The following is a 25,185-nucleotide window of genomic DNA, read 5'->3' as shown; positions in this document are numbered from 1 at the left end:
GCGACCGGTATGTGGAAAACGGCAAAACCTGTGGATAACTGTCCGGGGGTGTCGACCGGTCATGCCGCCCGAGGTGGGCATTCGGCGGTGCGAGGGCGTGCGGGCGGTGGCCTGCCCGCGACGCCCGGCTGTGGAAAACCTGTTCGGAGAACCGGGGGGAACGGCGGGTTCCGGCCGGCGCCCGGAGCGCGCCGGAGGCGGGGCGGGCGAAGGGAGCGGGCGAGGACGGCCGAAGCCGGACAGGTGAATGAGGTGTGAAAAAGGTGAGGTGATTGGTACGAGAGTTAATTACCGTCCTTATCACCCAGATAAGTCTCCCGTCATCTAGCCAAACAGCCATTTTCTTCTGAAGTGGCGTTGACAGACGTGTTCCTATCAAACGAGCATGGGTCCTGGCTTTTGTCCGACAGCCCGTCGGCATGGTGCGCATAATGGCGTAAATTCGACCAGTAGTTCCCCATATTTATGATCACTCTGGGAGTCCCCCTACCCATGAGGACCAGTGAGAAGCCAACGGGCCGCGTCCCGGTCAACGCCGAGCGTCAGACCTCGGCGGGCACCCTGTCGGGCCCGGCGTCGCGCAAGCTTCCCGTGCCCCCACGCGAGCGCAAACCAGCCCTCGCCGCCCTCGCCGTCCTCCTCATCCTGGGCGGCGCCCTCGCCACCACGCTGCTCGTCCTGCGCAGCGGCGACCGCGTCTCGGCGATCGCCATCTCACAGCAGGTCGGCGCCGGACAGCCCTTCACCGAGGCGATGCTGAGGGAGGTCCAGATCGCCGACACCGGCATCGGCTACGTGGCCTGGTCCCAGCGCGCCCGCGTCACCGAGAACTTCGCCCGCGTCACCCTCATCCCCGGCACGCTCCTCACCCGCGACATGGTGGTCTCCGCAAGCAGGGAGCTCGGCCCCGGCAAGGCGCAGGTCGGCCTGTCGCTCAAACCCGGCCAGACACCGGGCACCCTGGAGCGCGGAGACCGGGTCCAGGTCGTCCACGTGCCGAGCAGGGGCGCCGGGGGCGACCGGGAGAGCCGGGTGCTGGCGCAGAGCGCCCTGGTCCACCAGATCGGCACGCCGGGCAGGACCGGGGCGAACGGCCTGGTCACCATCATCGTGGACAGCACCATCTCGCCGGAGATCGTCGCGTACGCCTCCACCGGCGAGATTGCCCTCGCCGAGCTGCCGGGAGCGCGCTGACGTGGCGCTCATCGTGCTGGCCGCCGACAAGGGCGCACCCGGCGTGACCACGGCGGCGACCGCGCTCGGCGCGATCTGGCCGCGCCCGGTGCTGCTCGCCGAGTGCGACCCGGCGGGCGGCGACCTCGCCTACCGCCTGCCCGCCGCCGACGGCGGCGTGCTCAACCCCGCCAGGGGCCTGCTCACCCTGGGGGCCACGGCCCGCCGGGGCCTGCACCCCGACCAGATCCACGAGCACACCCAGAAGATCATCGGCGGCCTGGACGTGCTGGCCGGGCTGACCCACGGCGAGCAGGCGGCCGGGCTGACCTGGCTCTGGGGCCCGCTCGGCCGGGCGCTGGCCACGATGCCCGACGCCGACGTGCTGGCCGACTGCGGGCGCATCGGCGGGCACCCCCAGCTCGCCGAGCTGACCACCGAGGCCTCGCTGGTCGTGCTGTTCACCAGGGCCAGCCTCGACCACGTCGCCCACCTGCGCGAACGCCTGCAGATCATGCCGCGCGAGCCCCAGGTGGGGGTGGTCGTGATCGCCGACCCCCGCCAGTACCGCACGACCATCGACGAGGTGCGCCGGATCGTCACGGGCACCGGCAGGCACGTCGCCTTCGTGAGCGGGCTCGCGCACGACCCCAAGGGCGCGGAGCTGCTGCGCGGCCAGTGGGGCGGGCGGCTGGACCGCTCCCTGCTGATCCGCACCGCCAGGGAGCTGGGCGGTCGCCTCGACGCCCAGCTCCGCGCCCAGGAGTCGGCGGAGTCGGCCTTCCGCGCCCGGGAGCAGGCAGCCCGCCTGCCCACCGAGCCGTCCCGCTCGCCCGTCGAGCCGTCGGGCGGGGCGAGGCCGTGACCATCGACCACACGCTGGTGAAGCGCTTCCGGCAGGACGTCGGCGACAGGCTGGCCCACCAGCGCCGCCTCGACCAGGCCAGCGGCCTGCCGCCGATGACCGGCGAGGACGAGCGCCAGTTCGCCCGTGCCCTGATCGCCCAGATCCTGGAGGAGTTCGCCCGCGGCGAGATCGGCGTCGGCAGGACGCCGCCGACCGCCGAGGAGGAGGAGGCGCTGGCCGCGGGGATCCACGCCGCCCTGTTCGGCGTCGGCCGCCTCCAGCCGCTGCTCGACGACCCCGAGGTCGAGAACATCGACATCAACGGCTGCGACCGGGTGTTCGTCGGCTACGCCGACGGCCAGGAGCTCATGCGCGACCCGGTGGCCGAGTCCGACGAGGAGCTGGTCGAGCTGATCCAGATCCTCGCCGCCTACAGCGGCCTGTCCAGCAGGCCGTTCGACACCGCCAACCCCCAGCTCGACCTGCGCCTTCCCGACGGCTCCCGTCTCTCGGCCGTGATGGACGTGACGGTGCGCCCGTCCATCTCCATCCGCCGTTCCCGGCTGGGCAAGGTGTTTCTCACCGATCTCGTGGGAAACGGCAGCCTGACCCCGGAATTGGGGCGTTTTCTCTCGGCCGCGGTGGCGGCGAGGAAGAACATCATGATTTCCGGTTCGACCAACGCCGGGAAAACGACGCTGTTGCGCGCCCTCGCCAATGAGATTCCACCGTCCGAGCGGCTCATCACCGTCGAGCGCGCCCTCGAACTCGGCCTCGACCAGTTTCCCGAACTCCATCCCAATGTGGTCGCCTTCGAACAAAGGCTCCCCAACTCCGAGGGGCAGGGCGAGATCACCATGGCGGAGCTGGTCCGCCGCTCCCTGCGCATGAACCCGTCCCGGGTGATCGTCGGAGAGGTCCTCGGCGACGAGATCGTCACCATGCTCAACGCGATGACCCAGGGCAACGACGGCTCGCTGTCGACCATCCACGCCAACTCCTCGATGGAGGTCTTCAACCGCATCGCCACCTACGCGCTCCAGGCCACCGAGCGGCTGCCGATCGAGGCCACCCACATGCTCATCGCGGGCGCGATCGACTTCGTGGTGTTCATCGAGAAGCGCAACGACTACGCGGTGGGCGGCAGGCTGCGCCGCTTCGTGTCGAGCGTGCGCGAGGTGGCCGGAGTCGACGGCCGGGTGCTCTCCTCCGAGGTGTTCGCGATGGCCCCCGACGGCCGGGTGGTGCCGCACGCGCCGCTGTCGTGCCTGGAGGAGCTGGCCCACTTCGGCTACGACCCGGGAGGCTGGGCATGACCTCCCTTCCGCCGGGCCTGTTCGACCCGCTGGTGCTGCTCTCCGGCCTCGCGCTCGGCGCCGGGCTGTTCCTGCTCTTCCTCTCCCTGTACGGGGTGCCCGCCAGGCCGGCCGCCCCCGGCAGGACGGCGGGCAGGCGCGAGTTCCTGCGCGCCCTGTCCACCCGGACCGCGGTGGGGGCGATCGCCGGGGTGGTCGTGCTCGTGGTGACCGGGTGGCCGGTCATGGCGGTGGGAGCCGTGCTCCTCGCGATGGCCTGGCGGGGCCTGTCCGGCGGCGCCGCGGAGGAGCGGACCGCGATGCGGCGGCTGGAGGCCCTGGCCGCCTGGACAGAGTCGCTCCGCGACACCATCGCCGGAGCGGCCGGGCTGGAGCAGGCGATCCCGTCCTCGATCCGGGCGGCGGCCCCCACGCTCCGCCCGCACCTGCGGTCCATGGTCGACCGCCTGCACACCAGGATGGCGCTGCCCGACGCGCTCAGGCTGTTCGCCGACGAGCTCGACGACCCCTCCGCGGACCTGGTCGTGGCCGCCCTCATCCTCAACTCCAAGCTGCGCGGCCCCGGCCTGCGCGACGTCCTCGGCGCGCTGGCGGTGTCGGCGCGCGAGGAGCTCGACATGCGCCGCCGGGTCGAGGCCGAGCGCCGCTCCACCCGCCGCAGCGTGCAGATCGTGGTCGGTACGGCCGTCGCCTTCGCCGTGATGCTCGTCGTGTTCAACCCCTCCTACGTCGAGGAGTACGACAACACGCTCGGCCAGGCCGTGCTCGTGGTGGTCGCCGGGCTCTTCGGCGCCGGGTTCGCCTGGATGCGCCGCCTGGCCCGCTTCGACAAGCCCGCCCGCCTGCTCGGCCTGCCCTCCGGAGGTGAGGTGCGCGATGACTGAGGCGCTGCTCGCCGGCTCGGTGCTCGGGACAGGCCTGTTCCTGCTGCTGCGGGCGTTGTTCCCGGCCCGTCCCGGGCTGGTGACACGACTGCTGGCCCTCGACGCGGCCAGGGAGGGCACCGACGCGCCCCGAGCCCGGCTCATCCTGCCCGACGAGGAGGTCAGCGCGTTCCGGCGCGGCCTGGGCGAGCGGATGGCCCGCTTCTACGCCGCCAGGGGCTGGGAGGCGCGCTCGGCCAGGGCCGACCTCGCACTGCTCGGCAGGTCGTTCGAGGGTTTTTTGGCCACCAAGGTGCTGCTGGCGGTCTCCGGGCTGCTGGCGTTCCCGCTGCTGGTCGGCTGGCTGGTGCTGATGGAGTGGGGCGTCTCCCTCACCGTCCCGCTGTGGGCGGCGCTCGCGGTCGCCGGGGTCTTCTTCGTCCTGCCGGACCTGCAGGTCAAGCGGGACGCCTCGCGGATGCGCCGCGACTTCCGGCACGTCGTCGGCTCCTTCCTCGATCTCGTCGCGATGAACCTGGCGGGCGGGCGTGGGGTGCCGGAGGCGCTGATGATGGCGGTCTCCGTGGGCAGCCCGGGTCCCGACGACGAGGGGGCCAACTGGGCGATGTCCCGCATCCGTGAGGCGCTCGGCAACGCCAGGATCGTCGGCATCACCCCCTGGCAGGCACTCGGCCAGCTCGGTGACGAGATCAACGTCGACGAGCTGCGCGACCTGTCCGCCGCGCTCGGCCTGGTCGCCGACGACGGCGCCAAGGTCCGCTCCTCCCTCACCGCCCGCGCCGCGACCATGCGGCGCCGGGAGCTCGCCGAGATCGAGGGGCAGGCGGGCGAACGCTCCCAGTCGATGCTCGTCGCCCAGCTCCTGCTCTGCGCGGGCTTTGTGATCTTTCTGAGTTTTCCGGCCGCTATGAAGATGTTGGGGTCCTGACCATGCTGAGCCATCCGTGGATCGTCTACGCGGTCGCCGTTCTGAGCGTCCGGATCGAGAAGGCGCGCAGCGCCCCCACCCGGGGGGCCTCCGCCGTCGAATGGGTCATCATCACGGCCATCATCGCCGGGGTGGCGCTCGGACTCGCCACCCTCATCAAGACCCTCGTCGAGGGGAAGCAGGCCGAGATCTCCAACCAGTTCGGCGGGGGCGGCGGAGGCGGCGGGGGCGGGGGCGGCGAACTTGGCGACCCGTGATCGCTCGCGGTACCGCGACCGGGAGAACCGGAAGAACCGGGAGAGGGACGGCGAGCGCGACCGGGCGGGAAGGCCGCGGCGCTGCGGGCGCTGCGGGCGCTCCGGCGCCGGAGACCGGGGCGGCGAGCGCGGCGCCACGGTCGTCGAGCTGGCGATCATCATGCCGGTGCTGCTGGTCGTCATCCTGCTCATCGTGCAGACCGCCCTGTGGTTCCACGGACGCCAGATCGCCGACGCCGCGGCCAGGGAGGGGGCGCGGCTCGCCCGGGTCGACACCGAGTCCTGGCAGCAGGACGCCGAGTCCCGGGCCCAGGAGCTGATCCGGGCCGTCGGCCCGAAACTTCTCGAGGGCGCCACGGTCACGGCCTGGGAGGAGGGCGACCGGCGGGGTGTCGAGGTGACCGCCTCGGCGGTCCAGGTCGTCCCGCTGCTGCCGTCCACCACGTTCACCGTCACCGCGCGCTTCGGCGGTCCCATCGAGTGCTTCCGGCCGGACGACGGGAGCGAAGGGTGCGAGTGATCTCCTTGATCTCCAGGACCGACGGCGACCGCGGGTCGCTCAGCACCGAGACGGTGCTGCTCGCCCCGGTCTTCCTGCTGTTCCTGCTGTTCCTGGTGGGCGCGGGAAGGGTGGTGGAGGCCCAGGGCGAGGTCAACGGCGCCGCCAGGGACGCCGCCAGGGCCGCCTCCGTCGAGCGCACCCTGTCCGACGCCGAGGCCGCCGCGGACGAGGCGGCCCGCGGCGCCCTGTCGGGCGAGTGCGAGCCGGAGGTCAGCCTGTCCGGGGACTGGGAGGAGGGCGGCCAGGTCCACGCCGAGGTGACCTGCTCCCTGGACCTGGAGTTCCTGGGCTTCGGAGCGGCCAAGGAGATGAAGGGCGACTCGGTGGTCCCGCTGGAGCAGTTCCGGAGAGTCGAGGAGTGATCCCCGTGGACCCGCCGCCCCCGGCCGTCAGAGCGCGCCGGAGCCCCGCCCGCCCGGCCGCCGCGCGGAGCGGACCCGTGCGCCCGCCGGCGTGCCGGAGGCTCCCGTGCCCGGCGGCGTGGCGAGGACTCCCGGGCCCGGCGGCGCGACGGAGGCTCCCGCGCTCGCCGATGGCGTGCCGGACGGCCGGGCATCCGGTGTGTTCGGCCGGTGGGAGGGGGCGCCGCGCGCGGCCGGGCGGGCTCGGCGAGCGGGGGTCGATGTCGATCTTCACGGTGATCTTCTCGGTGGTGGTGTTCCTGCTGGCCGGGCTGCTCGTCGACGGAGGGGCCGCGATCAACGCCCGGCTGCGCGCGGCCGACGTCGCCGAGCAGGCCGCCAGGGCCGCCGCCGACCAGATCGACGTCGAGCACCTGCGCGCCACCGGCGAGGCCCGGCTGCTGGGGGAGGGGGAGACCTGCGGGAAGGCCGAGGAGATCGTCTCCGCTCACGGCGGCGGCGACGTACGGCTCACGGAGTGCACGCTCGGCGGCGACCAGACCGAGGTCACCGTGAACGTCTCCGTCACCTGGAAGGCGTTCTTCCTGGCCGCCTTCGGCTTCCCCGGCTCGGACATGGAGGCCGAGGCCACGGCCGGGCCGGACATCGGGGAAGACCAATTGCCGTGAATCGCTGGCCCACCGGTTGACCGACGACGAATCTGGACGGGGAGGGAGACGAATGCCCACGCGACAGCCCGCGCGCATCAAGGCCAGGCGCACACCGGGAGACCTGCTGGCGGGTCTCGGCGCGCTGGCCGTCCTGGTCGCGCTCATCGCGGGGGTCCCCTACGCGCTGTTCCGGCTGGCCGGGCCGCCGCTCCCGCCCGAGCTGCTCAACCTCGACCTGCTGACCAGCCAGGTGGGCACGAGCACGATCATCGCGATCCTCGTGCTGCTGGTCTGGCTCGCGTGGCTGCAGCTGGTCGTCTGCGTGCTGGTCGAGATCTACGCCGGGCTGCGCCGGGTCGGCATGCCGGCCCGGGTTCCGCTCTCCGGCGGCACGCAGATGTTCGCCAACCGGCTGGTCTCGGCGGCCATGCTGCTGTTCACCGTCTCGGCGGTGGCCCTGCCGATCGCGAAGCTGACCAGCCTGCCGCCCGCCGCTCCCGGCATCGTCTCCACCGGGCTCTCCACGACGTCCGGCCCGGCCTCCGACGAGCGGGCCGAGCTGGAGCCGGTGCAGAAGGCCAAGAAGGTCTACGTGGTGCAACCGCCGCACGGGCGCCACCACGAGAGCCTGTGGGAGATCGCCGAGAAGTGCCTCGGCGACGGGCGCCGCTACCCGGAGATCTACCGGCTCAACCAGCACAAGGAACAGCCCGACGGCAGCCGCCTCCACATGGCCGACCTGATCAGGCCCGGCTGGGTCCTGGACATGCCGGACGACGCGCGCAACATCCACCTCGTCCCGGCCTCCCAGCCGCGCGACGACACCCTCAAGGACCACCGGGACAAGCCGGTGGAGTTGGACGGCCGTACCCAGACCTTCACCCCCGGCCGCGCCGACCTTCCTGCGGAGCCCGCGCCCGAGGTCGCCGCCCCCCGCGACAGGGCCGGTGACAGGGCCGTTGACAGGAGCGGCGAAAGGGCCGGCGAGAGGATCGGTGCCGACGGGGCGCGGGAGACCGGTACCGGTAATGGACAGGCGCGCCACGACGCGACCGAGCGCCCGTCGCACACCGTGCCCGACAGCGGGCGGCAGGACCCCGGACAGGTGGAACGGCGAGACCCTGCGGCGGTGGCGGAACCCCCCGGTAGCGGGCAGGACGCGGGGCAGGAGGCCGGGCTGGGGATGCTCGACTACCTGGCGGGGGCCTCGCTCGCGGCGGCCGGGCTGCTGGCGGCGCTCGGACGCAGGCGCAGGCAGCAGCTCTGGCACCGGGCGTTCGGGCACCGGATCACCCGGCCCAGGGACGACGCCGCCCAGGCCGAGCTCGCGCTCAGGCTCGGTGCCGACGCCCCCGGCAGCCGGATGCTCGACGTCGGGCTCCGGCTCCTCGGCAGGTCCCTCGCCGCCCAGAACCGCGTCCCGCCCACGATCTACGCCGCCCACCTGTCGCCACAGACCCTCGACCTGTGGATCCACCCGCCCGACCCCGACGCCCCCGCCCCCTGGACCGCCCACGACGGCGGCCAGGTCTGGCGGCTTCCCGCGCACGAGGGCCGGATGCTCGACGAGCGGGCGCTCGCCGACGCGCCCGCCCCGTACCCGGGGCTGGTCTCGCTCGGCTCCAACGGCGAGGGCCGAGTGCTCGTCGACCTGGAGGCCGCCCACGGGCCGATCAGCATCAACGGCCCGCAGGTCACCGCCGCCCTGGCCGCGCTCGCCGTGGAGCTGGCCACCAACCGCTGGTCGGACCGGATGCGCGTCACCCTGGTCGGCTTCGGCGAGGAGCTGACCGTGATCGCCTCCGACCGGATCAGGTACGTGGGCGGCCTGGCGGAGATCCTGCCCGAGCTGGAGGCCGGGGCCGGGGGGCGCGCTCATGGCGGTGAGGTGCTCACCGGCCGGATCCACGGGCGCGCCGCCGACCCGGTCTGCACCCCGCACTACCTGCTGTCCGCGATCGCCCCCACCCCCGAGGAGGGCCGCCGGCTGGCGCTGCTCGCCAGGAAGGGCGTCAGGACGGCCGCCGGGTACGTCATCGCGGGCGACGTGCCGCACGCCACCTGGAACTGGACGATCACCGAGGAGGGCCGCGCCGAGATCGACGCGCTCGGCTTCGACGTGGCCGCGCAGCTGCTGCCCCGCCGCCAGTACCGGGCGCTGGTCGACCTGTTCCTGGCGACCGAGCGGCTGGAGGGAGAGCCGCTTCCCGACGAGCCGGAGCCGGTCACGCACACGCCCTCGGTCGAGGTGCGCGTCCTCGGCCCCGCGGAGGTCGTCGGCCCCCCGCCCATGGAGGAGGGGCGGGCCGTGATCGCCGTCGAGATGGCCGTCTACCTGGCGACGCACCCCGGCGGCGTCCACCCCGTGGTGCTCGGCGGCATCCTCTGGCCGAGGGGCGTGCAGCCGGTGGTCAGGGACGCCACGATCGCCAGGGTCGTCGCCTGGCTGGGCACCGACAGCCAGGGGCGGCCCAACCTCTACGCCGACGAGTCCGGGCGGCTGCGGTTCGGCCCCGAGGTGCGCACCGACTGGATGCTCTTCCGCGACCTCGTCCGCCAGTCGCACGCCAACCCCGCCGGGCGCCCCGCGCTCCTCGAGCGGGCACTGAGCCTGGTGCGGGGCCCGCTGCTGAACGGCCGCCCGCGTGGCCGCTACGCCTGGCTGGCCGCCGACGACCTGGAGTACAACGTGACCGCGGGCGTCGCGGACGCCGCGCACCGGCTCTGCGAGGTGCGGCTGGCCCGCGGCGAGACCGACCAGGCCGTGGCGGCGGTGCGTGCCGGGCTGCTGCTGGCCGCCGACGACGAGGGGCTCTGGCGCGACCTGCTGCGGGCCACCCACCTCACCGCCGACCCCGTCCGCCTGCGCGCCGTGGTCGACGCCCTGCACCGGCGGGCCGCCTCCCACCCCTACGGCGGCGGGATGGCCCCCGAGACCGAGGCCCTCATCGACGAGCTGCTGCCCTCGTGGCGGATGCGCTCGGCCCCGACGGCATGACGGCCCAGGTGAACCCATCACGCTTGGAGAATGCGCGAGGAACCATGCCGAATCGTTCATACCGGTGGTCCGGCAAGGCGGGCGCTTCTAGCGTCGTCGGTGTGCGTGCCATGATCGCCCTGGCCCTGGTCATGCTGACGGGCTGCGCCTCACCGGAGGCTCAGCCGTTCGTTCCCGCCGACCTCCCCGCGGAGGAGGCCTCACCGGGCACGTCACGGCAGGCGGCGCCGGCTCCGCGGACGGAGACGGTCCGGGTCGCCTCGGGGGTCAAGGTGCTGGTCGAGTGGCCCGCCGCGCCGAACGCGGACACGACCGCGATGATCGAGGTTTTCCGCGACTTCTACGCGGGGTCCCTCAAGGCCGTCGTGAGCGGGGGTGAGGACACCGCCTACCTTGACACGCTGGAGGGCGAGGCGGGCAAGGGCTCACTCTCCTGGGTGCAGGAGTTCCTCGACGAGCGCCGCTCGGTACGCGGAACCGCGCGGCTCTACGCGCCGAACGTCAGCTCGGTCGTCGGGCGTGGTGCCCAGCTGGACGTGTGCGTCGACCAGAGCGGGCTGCGTCTGGTCGACGCGGCGACCGGCAGGAAGGCGCCCCGCCAGTCCAAATGGATGCGCGAGCCCTTCTTCCAGGCCGCGGGCATGCGGCGCGGCGGCGACGGGATCTGGCGCATCAAGGTGTTTCGTCACGCCGTACTTCCCAGCGAACGCGCGAAGGGATGTCTTCGATGATCGCGAATATCGTCATCGCGGGGTTGCTGCTGCTCGATCCCGGGCCACCCAGTGGCGAGGGTTTTCAGGACGGGCCGACCGCCGGAGTCCGTCTGCAGAACTCCCAGATCATCATCACCGGGACCGGGCTCAGCGGCAGGAGCGACGGTTACCGGATCAAGCGTCCCTGCTGGTACGAACCGGGAGCCGACGCCGCCGAGATGCTGGAGAACCAGGAGGCGGTGCGGGAATGGTGGTTCCGCTTCACCAAGGACGCCACCGAGGAGAAGTTCCAGGAGTTCCTCAAGCAGTTCCGGGACAAGGTCGGCCAGGAGGGCCGCTGGTGGACACCCGCCTACAACGGGGCCGATCCGGACGGCATGGCCTGCTGGACCGCCCTGGACGCGTTCGTTTGGGCGCCGCCCGGCACCACCCCGCCCAACGGGATCACCATGGCCGAGCTGGTCGACATAGCCCGCGCCGCGCTGACCGTGCCCGAGCCGAAGGTCGAACTCAACCCGGACGCCAAGAGTTACGTCAACCTGCCGACCTGGGTCTGGCTGGGCGACGTCGGCGAGACCACCAGGTCCGTGACCGCGACGCTGCCCGGGGTCATGAGCGCCACCGTGACCGCCACCCGCGGGCAGATCGAGATCGACCCGGGCACCACCGAGGAACGGGCGGAGGTCAAGGACAGCGGGTGCGAAACGGGCGGCACGCCGTACCAGAAGGGCGCCGCCGACGACGACCTCACCTGCGGGGTGATCTATCGACGGGCCTCGATCGACCAGCCACGCGGCGTCTACGTGCTGGAGGTCACCGCGCTCTGGGACATCGGGGTCGAGGGCGTCGGGGGTGACGTGGCGCCCTTCGTCTACGACCCGGTCGAGGCCGGGGCCACCCGTGACGTCCCGGTGGGCGAGGTGCAGAGCACGGTCAGGAAGACCGGCTAGCCGTCCGGGCCGGTCACGGGTCCGTGACCGGCCACGGCGGCGTGCGGAGCACGGCGGGGAAGGCCGGTCAGCGGCCCTCCCGCCGGGTCCTGAGCCGTTCGGCGGCCGGTGCCCCCTCGTGGGTGAGCAGCCACTGCTTGACCGGGGTGCCGTAGTAGTAGCCGCCGTACCCGCCGGTGGACGGCAGGATGCGGTGGCAGGGGACGAACGGCGCGATCAGGTTCCGCGCGCACGCGCTCCCGGCGGCCCTGGCCGCGGTCCTGGGCAGCCCCGCCCGCTCGGCGAGCTCGGCGTAGCTGATCGTGACGCCCGCGGGCACCTGGCGCAGGGCGGTGAGCAGCCGCTGCCGGACGGGCGTGCCCGGCTGTTCCACCGGCACCGCGTCGAGGGCGGTCAGGTCGCCGTCCAGGTAGTCGCGTACCGCCCGCGCGGGCAGGCCCAGATCGTCGGTGAGGGTCAGCCCCTCGGCGCGCAGCTCCGGGGAGAGCCGGGCGAACATCTCGTCCGGCCCCGTGGTGGTGAAGCCCGCCGCCAGCAGCACGCCCTCGCGGGCGAGCATGGCCAGCGGGCCGACCGGGGTGTCGAGAACCTGTGCCTCTATCATTCCGAGCTCCAAAGGTGCAGCGCGGCGTACGCCCGCCAGGGGCGCCACCGCTCGATGTGATCTTCGGGGATGCCCAGGCAGGCCATGGCCCGCCGCAGGCCGAGGTCTCCGCCCGGCCAGGCGTCCGGGTCGCGCAGCGCCCGCAGCGCGATGTAGCCGGAGGTCCACGGCCCGATCCCGGGAACCTCCAGCAGCCCGGCGACCGCCTCCGCGGGCTCCTGCGCGCCGTCCAGGTCGATCTCGCCGCCCGCCACCCTCGTGGCGAGCGCCTTCAGCGTCGCCACCCGCCGCCCGGTCAGGCCCAGTCCGCCGAGGTCGGCCTCGGCGAGCTCCTCCGCGGACGGGAACAGGTGGGTCAGCCCCTGCCCGCCGGTGGGGCGCCCGGCCCGGGCCGCGACGCGGCCGAGGATGGTACGGGCGCCCGCGACGGAGATCTGCTGGCCGATCACGGCGCGGACGGCCACCTCGAACCCGTCCCAGGCGCCGGGCACGCGCAGTCCGGGGCGGGCGGCGACGAGCGGTCCCAGCGAGGTCTCGCCGAGGGCGGAGGAGATGGCCTCGGGGTCCGCGTCGAGGTCGAGGAGGCGGCGGCAGCGGGCCACGATCCTGGCCAGGCGGCGGGTGTCGTCGACGCTCACGTCCAGCCGTACGTGGCCGGGCCCGGGGGTGAGGGTGATCGTGCCGCCGGGGACGGCCCGGCTGTAGGACGTGTCGTCCGCGCGCTCCAGGCCGGGGATCGCCCTCGCCCCGAGGAACCGCATCAGGGTCGCGGCGTCGTAGGGCTCCCTGCGGTGCAGCCGCAGGGTCAGGGCGTCGCCGCACATCCCGGGCCTGCCTCCCGTCGTCGCCCGCAGCTCGCCGGGGGTGAAGCCGTAGGTGTCCTTCATGGTCGCGTTGAACTGCCGGACGCTGCCGAAGCCCGACGCGAACGCCACGTCGACGATCGGCAGCCCGGTCTCGGTGAGCAGCTGCTTGGCCAGCAGCAGGCGCTTGGTCCTGGCCACGGCGAGCGGACCCACGCCGATCTCCGCGGTGAACAGCCGGTGCAGGTGCCGTCCGGTGATGTGCAGCCGCGCGGCCAGCCGGGTCATCCCGCCGTCGTCCGCCACACCCTCGTCGATCAGCCGCAGTGCCCGGCCGACCAGGTCGCCCCGGTGGTCCCAGCCGGGATCGCCGGGGCTCAGCTCCGGCCGGCAGCGCTTGCACGGCCGGAACCCGGCCGCCTCGGCGGAGGCCGCGTGACGGTAGAACCGCACGTTGCGGGTGGACGGGGTGCGTGCCGGGCAGATGGGCCGGCAGTAGATGCGGGTGGAGGTGACCGCCGTGTAGAACCGCCCGTCGAACCGGGCGTCCCTCGCGGCCACCGCGCGGTAACAGGAGTCGAAGTCGAGCTCTTTCACGGACACGCCGACGACGTTACCCGCGGCGCACGGGGTACGGCTGGCGGGAATCGGACGTGGCCGTGGCGGTCCGTCACGGGGAGGGGGCCGGGAATCGGGCGTGGCCGTGGCTGCCCCGTCACGGAAGGAAAGGCCGGGGACGGGCACGTGGCCGTGGCGGTCCGTCACGGGGAGGGAAAGCCGGGGACGGACGTGGCCGTCACGACCGTCACTTGGAGGAGACGCCGACCCCGATCTCGAACTCCCGGTAGACGCGGGCCCAGAATCCGTCGCGGAGCCAGACGCGTGCCTCGGGGTAGGGGCGCAGGGAGTGGCCCAGCTCCTTCTCCGCCTCGATGAGCAGCTCGGTATCGATCACCGTGGGCAGGATCGGCCCCGGCAGCAGGTCGCGGATGTTGTCGCGGCCGCGGGTGAGGATCCACTTCTGGGCCACGTGCTCGCCGACCTCCTCGACGCGCGGGCGGCTCGGGCCCAGCTTGGTGACCTGGCCCACCGGGGCCTTGGGCTTGGCGGCGGCGGTGCGCCCGGCGAAGACCTGGGCGGGGGAGGGGGCGATCGGGGGGACCGGCACCGGCACCGGCGCGGGGGCGCGGCTGAAGAAGGACCGCAGGAAGTCGGCGCTGATGATCTCGACGGTGTCGGACTCCCAGACCAGGCGCTCGGCCTGGTTGGTGCCGTAGGGGGGCTCCACACCCCACAGGTGGATCCGCACCCCGTAGGCCTGGGCGGCCTCGACGGCGGGGACCATGTCCTCGTCCCCGGCCAGCAGTATCGTGTCGCTCACCGCGTGGTGCCTGGCCAGTGCCTCCAGGTCGCTCCTGATCTGCGCGTCCACGCCCTTCTGCTGGCCCCGCGCGTTCAGGTTGCCCAGGCGCACCTTGACCCAGGGAAGCTGGGCGATGACCCGCTGGTCCACGGTCGGCACCCGGTCGCGGGCGGCGTCGTACCAGTAGATCCGGAGCAGCTCGCCGTGGATGCGCTCCTCCGCGTGCTTCTGCAACGCCTGGATCAGCTCGTCGGCCGCCACCCGGTATTCCTTGCGCTCCTTGGCACTCAGGAGCACCTCCCCTGCCGCCGCGTACAGATAACCGACGTCGACCAGGACGGCGTACTTCGCGGCGATGGGACGTGACGTGAGGTCCAGGATGGTCATGTCGTCCTCCAGGCCTCGGAACTAGCTGATCGGCTGACTATATGCGCCCATTTCTTAGATGGTCCCAACTCTCGCGCAACTTGACACCCTGTTCCCGGGATCTATCTCGGCAGTGCGCTCGATCGCCATGCGCCTTGCCCGACAGGAAGTGCTTTTCGCATGCGATGTGCGTGATTGCTCCAGGATTTCGATGTCTGTGAGGCTTTCGACGCCGGACTCGCCGGTGCGGCACGCGTCGAGAGGGCGATCACCACCGCGGCGATCTCCTCGGGTGTCGCATCTCCTTTAATGATCTTCAAATGTCTCATAGCGGGATGTTCCCGTGCTTCTTCGGAGGCAGGGTCGCGCGCTTGTTGCGCAGGGTCCGCAGCGCCTTGACGATCTGGACCCGGGTGTCGGAAGGGCGGATCACGGCGTCCACATACCCACGTTCGGCCGCGAGATACGGGTTGGCGAGCGTGTCCTCGTACTCGGTGACGAACCTGGCCCGCTGGACGTCCGGATCCTCGGCCGCGGCGAGCTCGCGCCGGTAGAGGATGTTGACCGCGCCCTGCGCGCCCATCACCGCGATCTGCGCGGTCGGCCAGGCCAGGTTGACGTCGGCGCCCAGGTGCTTGGACCCCATGACGTCGTACGCCCCGCCGTACGCCTTGCGGGTGATGACCGTGACCAGGGGCACGGTCGCCTCCGCGTAGGCGTAGAGCAGCTTGGCGCCGCGCCGGATGATCCCGTTCCATTCCTGGTCGGTGCCCGGCAGGAATCCGGGGACGTCGACGAATGTCAGGACGGGAATGTTAAAGGCGTCGCACGTACGGACGAATCTCGCGGCTTTCTCGGAGGCCGCGATGTCCAGCGTGCCGGCGAAACTCATCGGCTGGTTGGCGACGATCCCCACGGAGCGCCCCTCGACCCGGCCGAAACCCACGAGGATGTTGGGCGCGAATTGCGCGTGCACCTCCAGGAATTCGCCGTCGTCCAGGACGTGTTCGAGAACCGTGTGCATGTCGTAGGGCTGGTTCGCCGAGTCGGGGATCAGCGTGTCGAGCTCGCGGTCGGAGTCGGTGGTCTCCAGCGGCGGATCGGCGTCGAACGCCGGGGCCTCGTCCATGTTGTTGGACGGCAGGTAGGACAGCAGCGCCCTGGCGAACTCCAGGCAGTCGGCCTCGTCGGACGCCTCGTAGTGGGCCACGCCCGAGCGGGAGCTGTGCGTGTGCGCCCCGCCGAGTTCCTCGAACGTCACCTCCTCGCCGGTGACCGTCCTGATCACGTCGGGGCCGGTGATGAACATGTGCGACTTCTCCGACACCATCAGCACGAAGTCGGTGAGCGCGGGCGAGTAGACGGCGCCGCCCGCGCAGGGGCCCATGACCAGCGAGATCTGCGGGATCACCCCGGAGGCGTGGACGTTCCGCTTGAAGATCTCGGCGTACAGGCCCAGCGAGACGACGCCCTCCTGGATGCGGGCCCCTCCGGAGTCGTTGATCCCGATCACCGGGCAACCGGTCTTCAGCGCGTGGTCCATGACCTTGACGATCTTCTCGCCGAAGACCTCGCCCAGGGAGCCGCCGAAGACGGTGAAGTCCTGGGCGAACACCGCCACCGGGCGGCCGTCGACCGTGCCGTACCCGGTCACGACCCCGTCGCCGTACGGCCGCTCGCGCTCCAGGCCGAAGCTCGTGGACCGGTGCCTGGCGAGCTTGTCGAACTCCACGAAGCTGTCCTCGTCGAGGAGGGCGAGCACCCGCTCCCTGGCGGTCATCTTCCCCGCGGCGTGCTGCTTCTCGACGGCGCGCGCCGAACCCGCGTGGGCCGCCTCGCCCAGGCGGCGCTCCAGGTCGGCCAGCTTCCCGGCCGTGGTGTGGATGTCGGGTCCGGGATCCAGTGGTTCGGCGCTCAGGGACTCGCTCATCCCAGCAGGGTAACCGTCGTCTCACATCGCGAACTATCGGGGGCGATCGTTCGTTTCCCGTGCGAGGCGGCCGATCGCGCGGGCCGCGGAAGGGAGGCGCCATGCCGGAGGTCACGGAGGCGGTAAGGACGCGGGGGCTGCTCAAGAGGTTCGGGCAGCAGGTGGCCGTGGGAGGTGTCGACCTGGTGGTGCCGCAGGGCAGCTTCGCCGGGCTGGTCGGCCCCAACGGCGCCGGGAAGACCACCACGCTCAGCATGGTCACCGGTCTCCTGCGTCCCGACGGCGGTTCGGCCCACATCGGCGGCGCCGACGTCTGGCGCGACCAGGTCGCGGTCAAGGGCCGCATCGGCGTGCTCCCCGAGGGGCTGCGCCTGTTCGAGCGGCTGTCGGGCAGGGAGTTGCTCTCCTACAACGGCCAGCTCCGCGGCATCCCCAGGGACGAGGTGGGGCGGCGGGCGGAGGAGCTGCTGAAGGTCATGGACCTGACCGAGTCTGCCGACAAGCTCGTCGTCGACTACTCCACCGGCATGCGCAAGAAGATCGGCCTGGCCGCGGCGCTGCTGCACAATCCCGGGGTGCTCTTCCTCGACGAGCCGTTCGAGGGCATCGACCCGGTCAGCGCCAACACGCTCGTCGAGGTGCTCAGGCGCTACACCGCCTCCGGGTCGACGGTGGTCTTCTCCAGTCACGTCATGGAGCTCGTCGAGCGGCTGTGCGACTGGGTCTCGGTGATGGACCGCGGGCTGATCGTCGCCCAGGGGCCGCTGGACGAGGTCAGGGCGGGCCGCGGCCTCAACGAGGCCTTTCTCGGCCTGGTCGGCGCCCGGGGCGGTGGCGACGGCCCGGAGGGACGGGAAGGCCTGTCGTGGCTGGGGGCGAGCCCCTCGTGAGCGCGCCGGACGGGACCGGGCGGCAGGGAGACGGAAGGGGTGACGGAGTGGGCGCGGGCGTGCGGGGAGACGCCGTTGCGAGAGGCGCGGGAGGCGCGGGAGGCACGGGTGCCGTGCGGGTGGGGCCCATGGTGTTCGTGCGGCTCAAGCTGCGGCTCGTCGCCGGGAACCTGAGCGGCAGCACCCAGCGCCTGCTGGGGTTCGTCTTCACGGCGATCGCCGCGTTCCTCTTCGGCACCCTCGGTTTCCTGTCGGTGTCCACGCTGCGCCTGGCGCCCGCCGACATCGCCCTTGAGGTCGTGACCGTGCTGTTCACCGCCTTCCTGGTGGGCTGGGCGGTCGTGCCGCTGCTGGCGTTCGGGCTGGACGACACGCTCGACCCGTCGCGCCTGGCGCTGTTCCCGCTGCGGACCGGCCGGCTGGCCGCCGGCATGTTCGCCGCCTCGGTCACCGGCGTGTGGCCGCTCGCCTCGCTGGCCGTGATGGCCGGGGCCGTGGCCGGCCTGGCCGGCGGGATCGGCGGGGTGGTCCTGGGCGCGGTCGCGGTGCTGCTCCACTTCGCGCTCTGCGTCGTGCTCTCCCGGCTGGTCACCACGTCGCTGTCGGGGATCCTGCGCACCCGCAGGGGCCGCGACGTGCTGGCCGTCTCGATGATCTTTCTCATCCTGGCGGCCCAGCTGCCCAACCTGCTGCTCAACGGCGGCCTGGCGGCCGACCCCAGGGCCGTGCTGCACGGTCTCGCCTCGGTGCTGAGCTGGACCCCCTCCGGCGTCGCGGCCCGCTCCGTCGCCGACGGCGGCCTCCTGGCGGTCGCGGGATCGGCCCTGCTCGCGGTCCTGGTCGCCGGCGCAGGGTGGCTGTGGATCGCGGCGCTGCGCCGCGCCCTGGTCTCCCCCGACGCCTCCACCCAGGGCGCGTCGGTGCGCAACTCCCGGGGCCTGATGGCCAGGATCCTGCCCGACGGCCCGCTCGCCGCGGTCGCGGGCAAGGAGCTCAAGTACGCCCGGCGCGACCCGCGCGGCAGGGTCGGCTGGTTCGCCGCCATCGCGATCACCGGCATCCTGGCCTTCTCGCTGTACGGCAACGACGACACCACGGCGGGGGGCGTCCTGGCGGTCACCCTCGCCTGTGTCGGCGCGCTGATGATCAGCATCCAGTGGTGCAACGCCTTCGGCATCGACGGCCGCTCCCTGTGGATGAACGTCGTCGCCTACGGCAGCGACCGCGACTGGCGCACCGACATCGCCGGTCGGCATCTGGCCGTGGCGACGATCGCGGCCCCGCTGCTGCTCCTGCTCGCCACGGTCGCGGCACTACTGGGCGGGGACGTCCTCTGGGCGGTCCCTGCCGTGCTCACCGCCTGGGGCGTCCTCGGGGCCGGGTTCGCCGTGGGCGCGCTGACCAGCGTGCTGATGCCCTACACCGTGCCCGAACGCCTGAACGCCTTCACCGGCGCGGCCCCCGGGCAGGGCGGCATCGCCTTCGTGGCGTCGCTCGGCGCGCTGATCGGCACCGGCCTGCTCGCGCTGCCGATCGTCCTGCCGGTCCTGTTCGGCCTCACCTGGATCAGCGTGCTGGCGGTGCCGTACGGGCTGCTGCTCTCCTGGGGCGGGCGCAGGGTCGCGGGGAAGATCGCCTTCGCCAGGTATCCGGCCCTCCTGGAGGCGACCTCCGCGGCCACCTGACGATCATCCGGCGGGCCGTCAGGACGGCCCGCCGGAGGCTGTGGGAACGGCCCGCGAACGGTCTCCCGAATGGTCTAGTCCAATGGGTGAGACCGGTCTCCGTTCGACAAAACGGACTGGGTACGCTGGCGGGCATGCCCGCCACCGTGTCCCATCAGGCAGAGCGTTCCTCCGCTGTCACCGAGATGCCCGACGAGCTGCGCGCGGACGTGCGACTGCTCGGTGAGCTCCTGGGGCAGGTCATCGCCGAGCATGGCGGCGATGACCTGCTCGCCGATGTCGAACGGCTGCGCAAGGCCGTCATCGGGGCCCGCAGAAAGCAGGTGTCGGTCGACGAGATCACCGCGATGGTGGCCGAGTGGCCGATCGAGCGCGCGGTGCAGATCGCCCGCGCGTTCACCTGCTACTTCCACCTGGCGAACCTGGCAGAGGAACACTTCAGGATCCGCATCCTCCGGGTCCGCGACACCGGCGAGGAGCCGCTGCCCGAGTCCCTGGCCCAGGCCGTCCAGGAACTCGGCGACGGGAAGGTCGCCGACCTGGTCGAGGGACTGCGCCTGCACCCGGTGCTGACCGCGCACCCCACCGAGGCCCGCAGGCGTGCCGTGGTCACCGCGATCCAGCGCATCAGCGGCCAGCTCGCCGCGTACAACAGCTCCGACAGGGGCGCGGCCGAGCGGGCGGAGACCCGGCGGCGGCTGCTGGAGGAGATCGACCTGCTGTGGCGGACCGCCCAGCTGCGGTCCACCAAGCTCGACCCGCTGGACGAGGTGCGCACCGCGATGGCGGCCTTCGACGAGACCCTCTTCCGGGTGGTCCCGCAGGTCTACCGCGCCCTGGACGCCGCGCTCGGCGGAGGGGCCGGCACCGGCAGGCCCCGGGCCCGCGCCTTCATCAGGTACGGCAGCTGGATCGGCGGCGACCGCGACGGCAACCCGAACGTCACCTCCAAGGTGACCAGGGACGCCGTGCTCATCCAGGCCGAGCACGTGCTGATCGCCCTGGAGAACGCCACGCTCAGGATCGGCCGCTCCCTCACCCTCACCGCCGACTACACCCCCGCCTCCGCCGGGCTGCGGGCCGCGCTGTCGAGCGCCGTTCACGACCACCCCGACGTGGTCTCGGAGATGGCCACCCGCTCCCCGAGGGAGCCGCACCGGCAGTGGCTGATGTTCGTCGCCGCCCGCATCGCGGCCACCCGCCAGCGCGGCCTCGACCTGGCCTACCGCTCGCCGGAGCAGCTCCTGACCGACCTGCGCATCGCCCAGGACTCCCTGGTCGAGGCCGGCGCGAACCGGCAGGCGTACGGGGAGCTGCAGCACCTCATCTGGCAGGTGGAGACGTTCGGCTTCCACCTGGCCGAGCTGGAGGTCCGCCAGCACTCGCAGGTCCACGCCGCCGCGCTGGAGGACATCGCCGCCGGGCGCACCTCCGAGCGGACCGAGGAGGTCCTGGCCACGATCCGCACGATCGCCTGGATCCAGGAGCGGTTCGGGGTGACCGCCTGCTCCCGCTACGTCGTCTCCTTCACCCGCTCGGCCGACGACATCGCCGCCGTCCACGCGCTGGCCGCTCACGCGATGGGCGACCGGGCGCCGCTGCTCGACGTGGTCCCGCTGTTCGAGTCGGGCGCCGACCTGGCCGCCGCCCCCACGGTCCTGTCGGGGATGCTGGAGATCCCGGCCGTGCGGGCCAGGCTCGCCGCCGACCGGCGCCTGGAGGTCATGCTCGGCTACTCCGACTCCGCCAAGGAGCTCGGCCCGGCCGCCGCGACCCTGAAGCTGTACGAGGCACAGGAGGCGCTGGCCGCCTGGTCGGCCGAGCACGACGTGCCGCTGACGCTGTTCCACGGCCGGGGCGGCGCCCTGGGCCGGGGCGGCGGCCCGGCCAACCGGGCCGTGCTCGCGCAGGCCCCCGGCTCGGTCGGCGGCAGGTTCAAGGTCACCGAGCAGGGCGAGGTCATCTTCGCCCGTTACGGCCACGACGCCATCGCCCGCCGCCACATGGAGCAGGTCACCTCGGCGGTGCTGCTCGCCTCCACCCCGTCCATCGAGGCCCGTACGGCCGAGGCGGCGGGGCGCTTCCGCGGCGTGGCCGGGCGGGTCGCCTCCGCCTCGGAGAAGGCCTACCGGCGGCTGACCGAGGCACCGGGCTTCCCCGAGTGGTTCTCCCTGGTCAGCCCGCTGGAGGAGATCGGCTCGCTGCGCCTGGGCTCCCGCCCCGCCCGGCGCGGCCTCGGCGCGCCCCGGTCCCTGGACGACCTGCGGGCCATCCCGTGGGTGTTCGCCTGGGCCCAGACCCGGGTCAACCTTCCGGGCTGGTACGGCCTGGGCAGCGGCCTGGAGGCGGTGATCTCCGAGGCGGGCCTGGACGAGCTGCGCGCCGCCTACCGCGAGTGGCCGCTGTTCGCCTCGCTGCTGGACAACGTGGAGATGTCGCTGGCCAAGACCGACCGCGACATCGCCGCCCGCTACCTCGCGCTCGGTGCCAGGGACGACTTCGTCGAGCAGGTCCTGACCGAGTACGACCTCACGCGCCGGCTGGTCCTGGAGATCACCGGCCACACCCGCCTGCTGGAGGACCGCAGGGTCCTGTCCCGCGCGGTGCAGCTCCGCGACCCGTACGTGGACGCGCTCTCGCACCTGCAGCTGCGCGCCCTGTCCAGGCTCCGCGCGGACGAGGGACTGTCGGAGGACGAGCGCGAGCGGCTGTCCACGCTACTGCTCCTGTCGGTCAACGGCGTCGCCGCGGGCCTGCAGAACACCGGATGATCCGCGAGGCGAGGGCCGGGGACCTCCCGGCCGTGGAGAGCCTGGTCGAGGCGGCCTACCGGCCGTGGGCGGACCTCATCGGGGTCCGCCCCAAGCCGATGGACGACGACTACGCCGCCCACGTGGCGGCCGGCCGCCTGCACGTGCTGGACCTTCCCGGCGGCCTTCCCGGAGAGGGCGGGCACGCGGGGATCGCCGGGCTGATCGTGCTGGTTCCCGAAGAGGGCGTGCTGCTGGTGGACAACGTGGCGGTCGCTCCCGGCCTGCACGGCCGGGGGTTCGGCAGGCGCCTGCTGTCCTTCGCCGAGGAACGGGCCCGCGCCGCGGGCCTCGACGCCCTGCGCCTGTACACCCACGCCCGCATGGAGCCCAACATCGCCCTCTACCGGCGCCTCGGGTACGAGATCACCGAGCGCCGCGAGTCCGGCCCGCGCGATGTCGTCTTCATGGCCAAACGGCTCCCCGGCTGACGGAGACGGCTCCCCAGGATCCAATATGGGTGATTGTGGATGGAAGCGGACTAAGAGTGCCGAGGTGGACGTTCGGGGGCCGGAGCGGGCGGCTCAGGGGCCGCTACGAGGTGTCTCGGGCGGGACGGCCGGGACGGGATCGTTCGAGAAGCGGGGCGGCCGGGACGGGGTCGTTCGAGAAGCGGTGCGGGTGGCTCAGCGGCCGATGCGGTGCGCCCCCGCGTAGACGTTGAAGCGCTCCTCGCGCAGGAACCCGACCAGTGTCATCCCGAACTCCCTGGCGAGGTCGACGGCGAGGGACGACGGCGCGGAGACCGCGCAGACGACCGGCAGGCCCGCGGTGAGGGCCTTCTGCATGATCTCGTAGCTGGTCCGCCCGCTGACCATGAGCACGTGCCCGCCCAGCGGCAGCCTCCCGGTCATCATGGCCCAGCCGACCAGCTTGTCCAGCGCGTTGTGCCGCCCCACGTCCTCGCGGACCGCGAGAGGCTCACCCCCGGCGGTGAACAGGCCGGCCGCGTGCAGCCCGCCGGTCTTGCCGAAGATCCCCTGGGCGCTTCTCAGCCTGCCGGGAAGGCGGTACAGGACCTCGGGGGAGACGGGCACGTCCTCCTGGCCGGGCAGCGGAGAGCAGCGGCCGCGCAGGGCGTCGAGGCTGGCGGTACCGCAGACGCCGCACGCGCTCGACGTCATGAAGTGCCGGTCGAGTGAGGGCAGGTCGGGCAGCCCGCCGCGCAGCCGCACGGTCACCGTGTTGTAGCGCGCCTCCGGCGGCACGTCCTCGTCGGTGCAGTAGGCGATGGAGGCGATGTCCGCCGGTGCCGCGACGCCCTCGCCGTACAGGAATCCGGCGGCCAGCTCGAAGTCGTGGCCGGGGGTGCGCATGGTGATCGCGACCGTGCGGCGTTCCTCGCCCGCCTGGATGCGGATCTCCAGCGGCTCCTCGGTGGCCAGGTCGTCCCGGCGCTCATGGATCGTCCCCGCCCGCATCTGCCCGACCCGCGCCCGGGTGGTGGGCCCCGGCCTCCGCACGACCTCCACCGCCTCGAAGCCCGGACCCGCCTCCGAGCTCGGAGCGTTTTCCACGTCGGCGCCGTTGCGTGCGGGGAGATGTCTGCTCATGCGTTCATCATCTCTTTTCGCCTCTTTTCGCCGCCGCCTGAACAGGTCTCACCCCGGCCGAAAGCCGGACCTTGCCCGCCGCCCCAGACTTCGACAACAGTATTCCCTGGTCATTGGATTAATTCGGTAACAGGGGGTCGTTAGTGGAGGCAAGATGGCTAAGTGCTCGACTCGCCCTTCACTGATCTCGACCGCCCGCCGCTCTCCCAGGCGGCGCTCACCCGCGCGCTGGTCCGTCCCGGTGGACTCTGGTCCGGCATCTCCGTGGTCGAAAGGACCGGATCGACCAACGCCGACCTCGCGCACGCCGTCCGCGACGGCGCGCGGCAGGGCGCCGTCGTCGTCGCCGAGTCCCAGTTCGCCGGACGCGGCAGGCTCGGCCGCGTCTGGAGCGCCCCGCCGCGTTCCGGCCTGACGTTCTCGATCCTCCTGCGTCCCGACCCGCCCATGTCCGAGCAGGGGTGGCTGCCCCTGCTCGTCGGCCTGGCGGTCGCGTCGGCGGTGCGGAAGGTCGCCGAGGTCGACGTACGGCTCAAGTGGCCCAACGACCTGCTGATCGGCGAGCGCAAGCTCGCCGGGGTGCTCGCCGAGCGGATCGACAGCGCGGTGATCGTGGGCGTCGGGCTCAACGTGAGCGTGCGCCCCGAGGAACTCCCGGTGGAGACCGCCACCTCCCTGGCCATCGAGGAGGCCGCCTGCGTCGACCGCGATCCGATCCTGCGCGCGATGCTGCGGGAGATCGAGACCCACTACCGCGAGTGGTCGGAGGCGAACGGCGATGTCGAGGCCTGCGGCCTGCGGGCCGCCTACCTCGCGATCAGTGCCACGGTCGGGCGGGAGGTCCGGGTGGAGCTGCCCGGCGAGCGGGTGCTCACCGGCACCGCCACCGGTGTCGACCGCGCCGGACGCCTGCTCGTCGACGCCAAGGGGGAGGAGCACGCGCTCAGCGCGGGTGACGTCGTGCATGTTCGACCTCACAGCTCATGACGTGGGGCATGAAGGCATGCCACGATTTGCCCCATGGGTCTACCCGATCACCACATGACGGAGGGGGAGCGACGGATCAGGTCGTTCCACCCTCACTGGAAGCGACTTATCGGCCCGTTCCTCGCGTTGATCCTGATCATCGTGGGGTCCGGCGCCGCTCTTTTCTTCATGCCCGACTTCGAGTACCGGTCCCAGGCGCTCGTCGCGGTGGCCGTGGTCGCCGTCGGCCTGCTGACCGTGTGGTCGTTCATCCCGTACCTGCGCTGGAAGAACACCTCGTACGTCCTCACCTCGCACCGGTTCACCATCGGCACGGGGGTGCTGAACACGTCCGTCGACGACATCCCGATGACCAAGGTGAACACGGTCAGCGCCGACCAGACCCTCCTGGAGAGGCTCTTCGGCTGCGGCACGCTGGTCGTCGAGTCGGCGGGCGACCACGGCCGGATCACGCTGCGGGACATCCCCCGGATCCAGGAGGTGCGGGCCGAGCTGTTCCGCGCGATCGACGACGCGGCGGACGGGGAGCCCTCGGAACCCGGCGGGCGGTGACC

24 protein-coding genes are annotated in these 25,185 nt (G+C 72.4%); 18 read left to right on the top strand and 6 right to left on the bottom strand.

Features of this window, described 5'->3' with window-relative positions; translation table 11 throughout:
* Positions 1–492: 492 nt before the first annotated feature.
* The 12 genes from ACTOQ1_RS15250 (at position 493) to ACTOQ1_RS15195 (ending at position 11,640) form a co-directional block, all read left to right on the top strand.
* Positions 493–1,194 (top strand): hypothetical protein, encoded by a 702-nt coding sequence (locus ACTOQ1_RS15250; RefSeq protein WP_362839076.1) that lies wholly within the window; start codon positions 493–495, stop codon positions 1,192–1,194.
* A gap of 1 nt (position 1,195) precedes the next feature.
* Positions 1,196–2,038 (top strand): hypothetical protein, encoded by an 843-nt coding sequence (locus ACTOQ1_RS15245; protein ID WP_440067594.1) that lies wholly within the window; start codon positions 1,196–1,198, stop codon positions 2,036–2,038.
* Complete coding sequence (locus ACTOQ1_RS15240; protein WP_440067592.1) at positions 2,035–3,336, top strand: CpaF family protein; 1,302 nt, start codon at positions 2,035–2,037, stop codon at positions 3,334–3,336. Before ACTOQ1_RS15245 ends, ACTOQ1_RS15240 begins: the two co-directional genes overlap by 4 nt.
* A complete protein-coding gene (locus ACTOQ1_RS15235) occupies positions 3,333–4,220 on the top strand; it encodes a type II secretion system F family protein (RefSeq protein WP_440067590.1) in 888 nt (295 codons plus the stop codon). Before ACTOQ1_RS15240 ends, ACTOQ1_RS15235 begins: the two co-directional genes overlap by 4 nt.
* Positions 4,213–5,148 (top strand): type II secretion system F family protein, encoded by a 936-nt coding sequence (locus ACTOQ1_RS15230; RefSeq protein WP_440067588.1) that lies wholly within the window; start codon positions 4,213–4,215, stop codon positions 5,146–5,148. Before ACTOQ1_RS15235 ends, ACTOQ1_RS15230 begins: the two co-directional genes overlap by 8 nt.
* 2 nt (positions 5,149–5,150) lie before the next feature.
* Positions 5,151–5,405, top strand: coding sequence for a Flp family type IVb pilin (locus ACTOQ1_RS15225; RefSeq protein ID WP_440067587.1), 255 nt, complete (start codon positions 5,151–5,153; stop codon positions 5,403–5,405).
* Complete coding sequence (locus ACTOQ1_RS15220) at positions 5,392–5,925, top strand: TadE/TadG family type IV pilus assembly protein (RefSeq protein WP_440067586.1); 534 nt, start codon at positions 5,392–5,394, stop codon at positions 5,923–5,925. Before ACTOQ1_RS15225 ends, ACTOQ1_RS15220 begins: the two co-directional genes overlap by 14 nt.
* Complete coding sequence (locus ACTOQ1_RS15215) at positions 5,916–6,329, top strand: TadE/TadG family type IV pilus assembly protein (protein ID WP_440067584.1); 414 nt, start codon at positions 5,916–5,918, stop codon at positions 6,327–6,329. Before ACTOQ1_RS15220 ends, ACTOQ1_RS15215 begins: the two co-directional genes overlap by 10 nt.
* A gap of 260 nt (positions 6,330–6,589) precedes the next feature.
* Positions 6,590–6,997: a flp pilus-assembly TadE/G-like family protein gene (locus tag ACTOQ1_RS15210; RefSeq protein ID WP_440067582.1), complete on the top strand. Its 408-nt coding sequence runs from the start codon at positions 6,590–6,592 to the stop codon at positions 6,995–6,997.
* Between the two features lie 52 nt (positions 6,998–7,049).
* Positions 7,050–9,977 (top strand): BTAD domain-containing putative transcriptional regulator, encoded by a 2,928-nt coding sequence (locus ACTOQ1_RS15205; protein WP_440067580.1) that lies wholly within the window; start codon positions 7,050–7,052, stop codon positions 9,975–9,977.
* A 101-nt stretch (positions 9,978–10,078) separates the two neighbouring features.
* The gene (locus tag ACTOQ1_RS15200; protein WP_440067579.1) at positions 10,079–10,708 is read left to right on the top strand and encodes a hypothetical protein; all 630 of its coding nucleotides are present in this window, start codon (positions 10,079–10,081) and stop codon (positions 10,706–10,708) included.
* Entirely contained in the window at positions 10,705–11,640 is a 936-nt protein-coding gene (locus ACTOQ1_RS15195; protein ID WP_440067577.1) for a hypothetical protein, read from the top strand. The genes ACTOQ1_RS15200 and ACTOQ1_RS15195 overlap by 4 nt, the downstream gene beginning before the upstream one ends.
* Before the next feature lie 67 nt (positions 11,641–11,707).
* Here ACTOQ1_RS15195 and ACTOQ1_RS15190 read toward each other — a convergent pair whose 3' ends face one another.
* The 5 genes from ACTOQ1_RS15190 to ACTOQ1_RS15170 form a co-directional block, all read right to left on the bottom strand.
* Positions 11,708–12,244, bottom strand: a complete 537-nt coding sequence (locus tag ACTOQ1_RS15190; RefSeq protein ID WP_440067576.1) for a methylated-DNA--[protein]-cysteine S-methyltransferase — start codon at positions 12,242–12,244, stop codon at positions 11,708–11,710.
* Positions 12,241–13,650, bottom strand: coding sequence for an AlkA N-terminal domain-containing protein (locus tag ACTOQ1_RS15185; RefSeq protein ID WP_440067575.1), 1,410 nt, complete (start codon positions 13,648–13,650; stop codon positions 12,241–12,243). Before ACTOQ1_RS15185 ends, ACTOQ1_RS15190 begins: the two co-directional genes overlap by 4 nt.
* 202 nt (positions 13,651–13,852) lie before the next feature.
* Positions 13,853–14,797, bottom strand: coding sequence for an NYN domain-containing protein (locus tag ACTOQ1_RS15180; protein WP_440067574.1), 945 nt, complete (start codon positions 14,795–14,797; stop codon positions 13,853–13,855).
* Between the two features lie 101 nt (positions 14,798–14,898).
* Positions 14,899–15,105, bottom strand: coding sequence for an acyl-CoA carboxylase subunit epsilon (locus ACTOQ1_RS15175; RefSeq protein WP_440067573.1), 207 nt, complete (start codon positions 15,103–15,105; stop codon positions 14,899–14,901).
* Positions 15,102–16,706, bottom strand: coding sequence for an acyl-CoA carboxylase subunit beta (locus ACTOQ1_RS15170; RefSeq protein WP_440067572.1), 1,605 nt, complete (start codon positions 16,704–16,706; stop codon positions 15,102–15,104). The genes ACTOQ1_RS15175 and ACTOQ1_RS15170 overlap by 4 nt, the downstream gene beginning before the upstream one ends.
* A 101-nt stretch (positions 16,707–16,807) precedes the next feature.
* Here ACTOQ1_RS15170 and ACTOQ1_RS15165 point away from each other — a divergent pair, with 101 nt between their 5' ends.
* The 4 genes from ACTOQ1_RS15165 to ACTOQ1_RS15150 all read left to right on the top strand — a co-directional run bounded on the left by ACTOQ1_RS15165 (position 16,808) and on the right by ACTOQ1_RS15150 (position 22,522).
* Positions 16,808–17,596, top strand: coding sequence for an ABC transporter ATP-binding protein (locus tag ACTOQ1_RS15165; protein ID WP_440067570.1), 789 nt, complete (start codon positions 16,808–16,810; stop codon positions 17,594–17,596).
* 128 nt (positions 17,597–17,724) lie between these two features.
* Positions 17,725–19,281 (top strand): hypothetical protein, encoded by a 1,557-nt coding sequence (locus ACTOQ1_RS15160; RefSeq protein ID WP_440067568.1) that lies wholly within the window; start codon positions 17,725–17,727, stop codon positions 19,279–19,281.
* 134 nt (positions 19,282–19,415) lie between these two features.
* Positions 19,416–22,052: a phosphoenolpyruvate carboxylase gene (locus ACTOQ1_RS15155; protein WP_440067566.1), complete on the top strand. Its 2,637-nt coding sequence runs from the start codon at positions 19,416–19,418 to the stop codon at positions 22,050–22,052.
* Entirely contained in the window at positions 22,049–22,522 is a 474-nt protein-coding gene (locus tag ACTOQ1_RS15150; protein WP_440067565.1) for a GNAT family N-acetyltransferase, read from the top strand. Before ACTOQ1_RS15155 ends, ACTOQ1_RS15150 begins: the two co-directional genes overlap by 4 nt.
* A gap of 195 nt (positions 22,523–22,717) precedes the next feature.
* Here ACTOQ1_RS15150 and fdhD read toward each other — a convergent pair whose 3' ends face one another.
* Complete coding sequence (gene fdhD, locus ACTOQ1_RS15145; protein WP_440067563.1) at positions 22,718–23,644, bottom strand: formate dehydrogenase accessory sulfurtransferase FdhD; 927 nt, start codon at positions 23,642–23,644, stop codon at positions 22,718–22,720.
* 162 nt (positions 23,645–23,806) lie between these two features.
* Between fdhD and ACTOQ1_RS15140 the strand changes: the two genes are divergently transcribed.
* Both ACTOQ1_RS15140 and ACTOQ1_RS15135 read left to right on the top strand, forming a co-directional pair.
* A complete protein-coding gene (locus tag ACTOQ1_RS15140) occupies positions 23,807–24,631 on the top strand; it encodes a biotin--[acetyl-CoA-carboxylase] ligase (RefSeq protein WP_440067562.1) in 825 nt (274 codons plus the stop codon).
* A gap of 33 nt (positions 24,632–24,664) precedes the next feature.
* Entirely contained in the window at positions 24,665–25,183 is a 519-nt protein-coding gene (locus ACTOQ1_RS15135) for a PH domain-containing protein (protein WP_440067560.1), read from the top strand.
* Positions 25,184–25,185: the final 2 nt, after the last annotated feature.

Source organism: Streptosporangium sp. OZ121 (assembly GCF_051918885.1).
Taxonomy (GTDB): Bacteria; Actinomycetota; Actinomycetes; order Streptosporangiales; family Streptosporangiaceae; genus Streptosporangium.
The sequence above is the reverse complement of the archived record's forward strand: the minus strand, read 5'-3'. Positions and strand labels throughout refer to the sequence as shown.

What these genes read in the sequence shown, in the direction of transcription:
- ACTOQ1_RS15250 (WP_362839076.1), top strand. Translation starts at nt 493, where the DNA reads ATGAGGACCAGTGAGAAGCCAACGGGCCGCGTCCCGGTCAACGCCGAG.
- ACTOQ1_RS15235 (WP_440067590.1), top strand. Translation starts at nt 3,333, where the DNA reads ATGACCTCCCTTCCGCCGGGCCTGTTCGACCCGCTGGTGCTGCTCTCC.
- ACTOQ1_RS15230 (WP_440067588.1), top strand. Translation starts at nt 4,213, where the DNA reads ATGACTGAGGCGCTGCTCGCCGGCTCGGTGCTCGGGACAGGCCTGTTC.
- ACTOQ1_RS15225 (WP_440067587.1), top strand. Translation starts at nt 5,151, where the DNA reads ATGCTGAGCCATCCGTGGATCGTCTACGCGGTCGCCGTTCTGAGCGTC.
- ACTOQ1_RS15210 (WP_440067582.1), top strand. Translation starts at nt 6,590, where the DNA reads ATGTCGATCTTCACGGTGATCTTCTCGGTGGTGGTGTTCCTGCTGGCC.
- ACTOQ1_RS15205 (WP_440067580.1), top strand. Translation starts at nt 7,050, where the DNA reads ATGCCCACGCGACAGCCCGCGCGCATCAAGGCCAGGCGCACACCGGGA.
- ACTOQ1_RS15195 (WP_440067577.1), top strand. Translation starts at nt 10,705, where the DNA reads ATGATCGCGAATATCGTCATCGCGGGGTTGCTGCTGCTCGATCCCGGG.
- ACTOQ1_RS15190 (WP_440067576.1), bottom strand. Translation starts at nt 12,244, where the DNA reads ATGATAGAGGCACAGGTTCTCGACACCCCGGTCGGCCCGCTGGCCATG.
- ACTOQ1_RS15180 (WP_440067574.1), bottom strand. Translation starts at nt 14,797, where the DNA reads ATGACCATCCTGGACCTCACGTCACGTCCCATCGCCGCGAAGTACGCC.
- ACTOQ1_RS15175 (WP_440067573.1), bottom strand. Translation starts at nt 15,105, where the DNA reads ATGAGACATTTGAAGATCATTAAAGGAGATGCGACACCCGAGGAGATC.
- ACTOQ1_RS15170 (WP_440067572.1), bottom strand. Translation starts at nt 16,706, where the DNA reads ATGAGCGAGTCCCTGAGCGCCGAACCACTGGATCCCGGACCCGACATC.
- ACTOQ1_RS15165 (WP_440067570.1), top strand. Translation starts at nt 16,808, where the DNA reads ATGCCGGAGGTCACGGAGGCGGTAAGGACGCGGGGGCTGCTCAAGAGG.
- ACTOQ1_RS15160 (WP_440067568.1), top strand. Translation starts at nt 17,725, where the DNA reads ATGGTGTTCGTGCGGCTCAAGCTGCGGCTCGTCGCCGGGAACCTGAGC.
- ACTOQ1_RS15155 (WP_440067566.1), top strand. Translation starts at nt 19,416, where the DNA reads ATGCCCGCCACCGTGTCCCATCAGGCAGAGCGTTCCTCCGCTGTCACC.
- ACTOQ1_RS15150 (WP_440067565.1), top strand. Translation starts at nt 22,049, where the DNA reads ATGATCCGCGAGGCGAGGGCCGGGGACCTCCCGGCCGTGGAGAGCCTG.
- fdhD (WP_440067563.1), bottom strand. Translation starts at nt 23,644, where the DNA reads ATGAGCAGACATCTCCCCGCACGCAACGGCGCCGACGTGGAAAACGCT.
- ACTOQ1_RS15135 (WP_440067560.1), top strand. Translation starts at nt 24,665, where the DNA reads ATGGGTCTACCCGATCACCACATGACGGAGGGGGAGCGACGGATCAGG.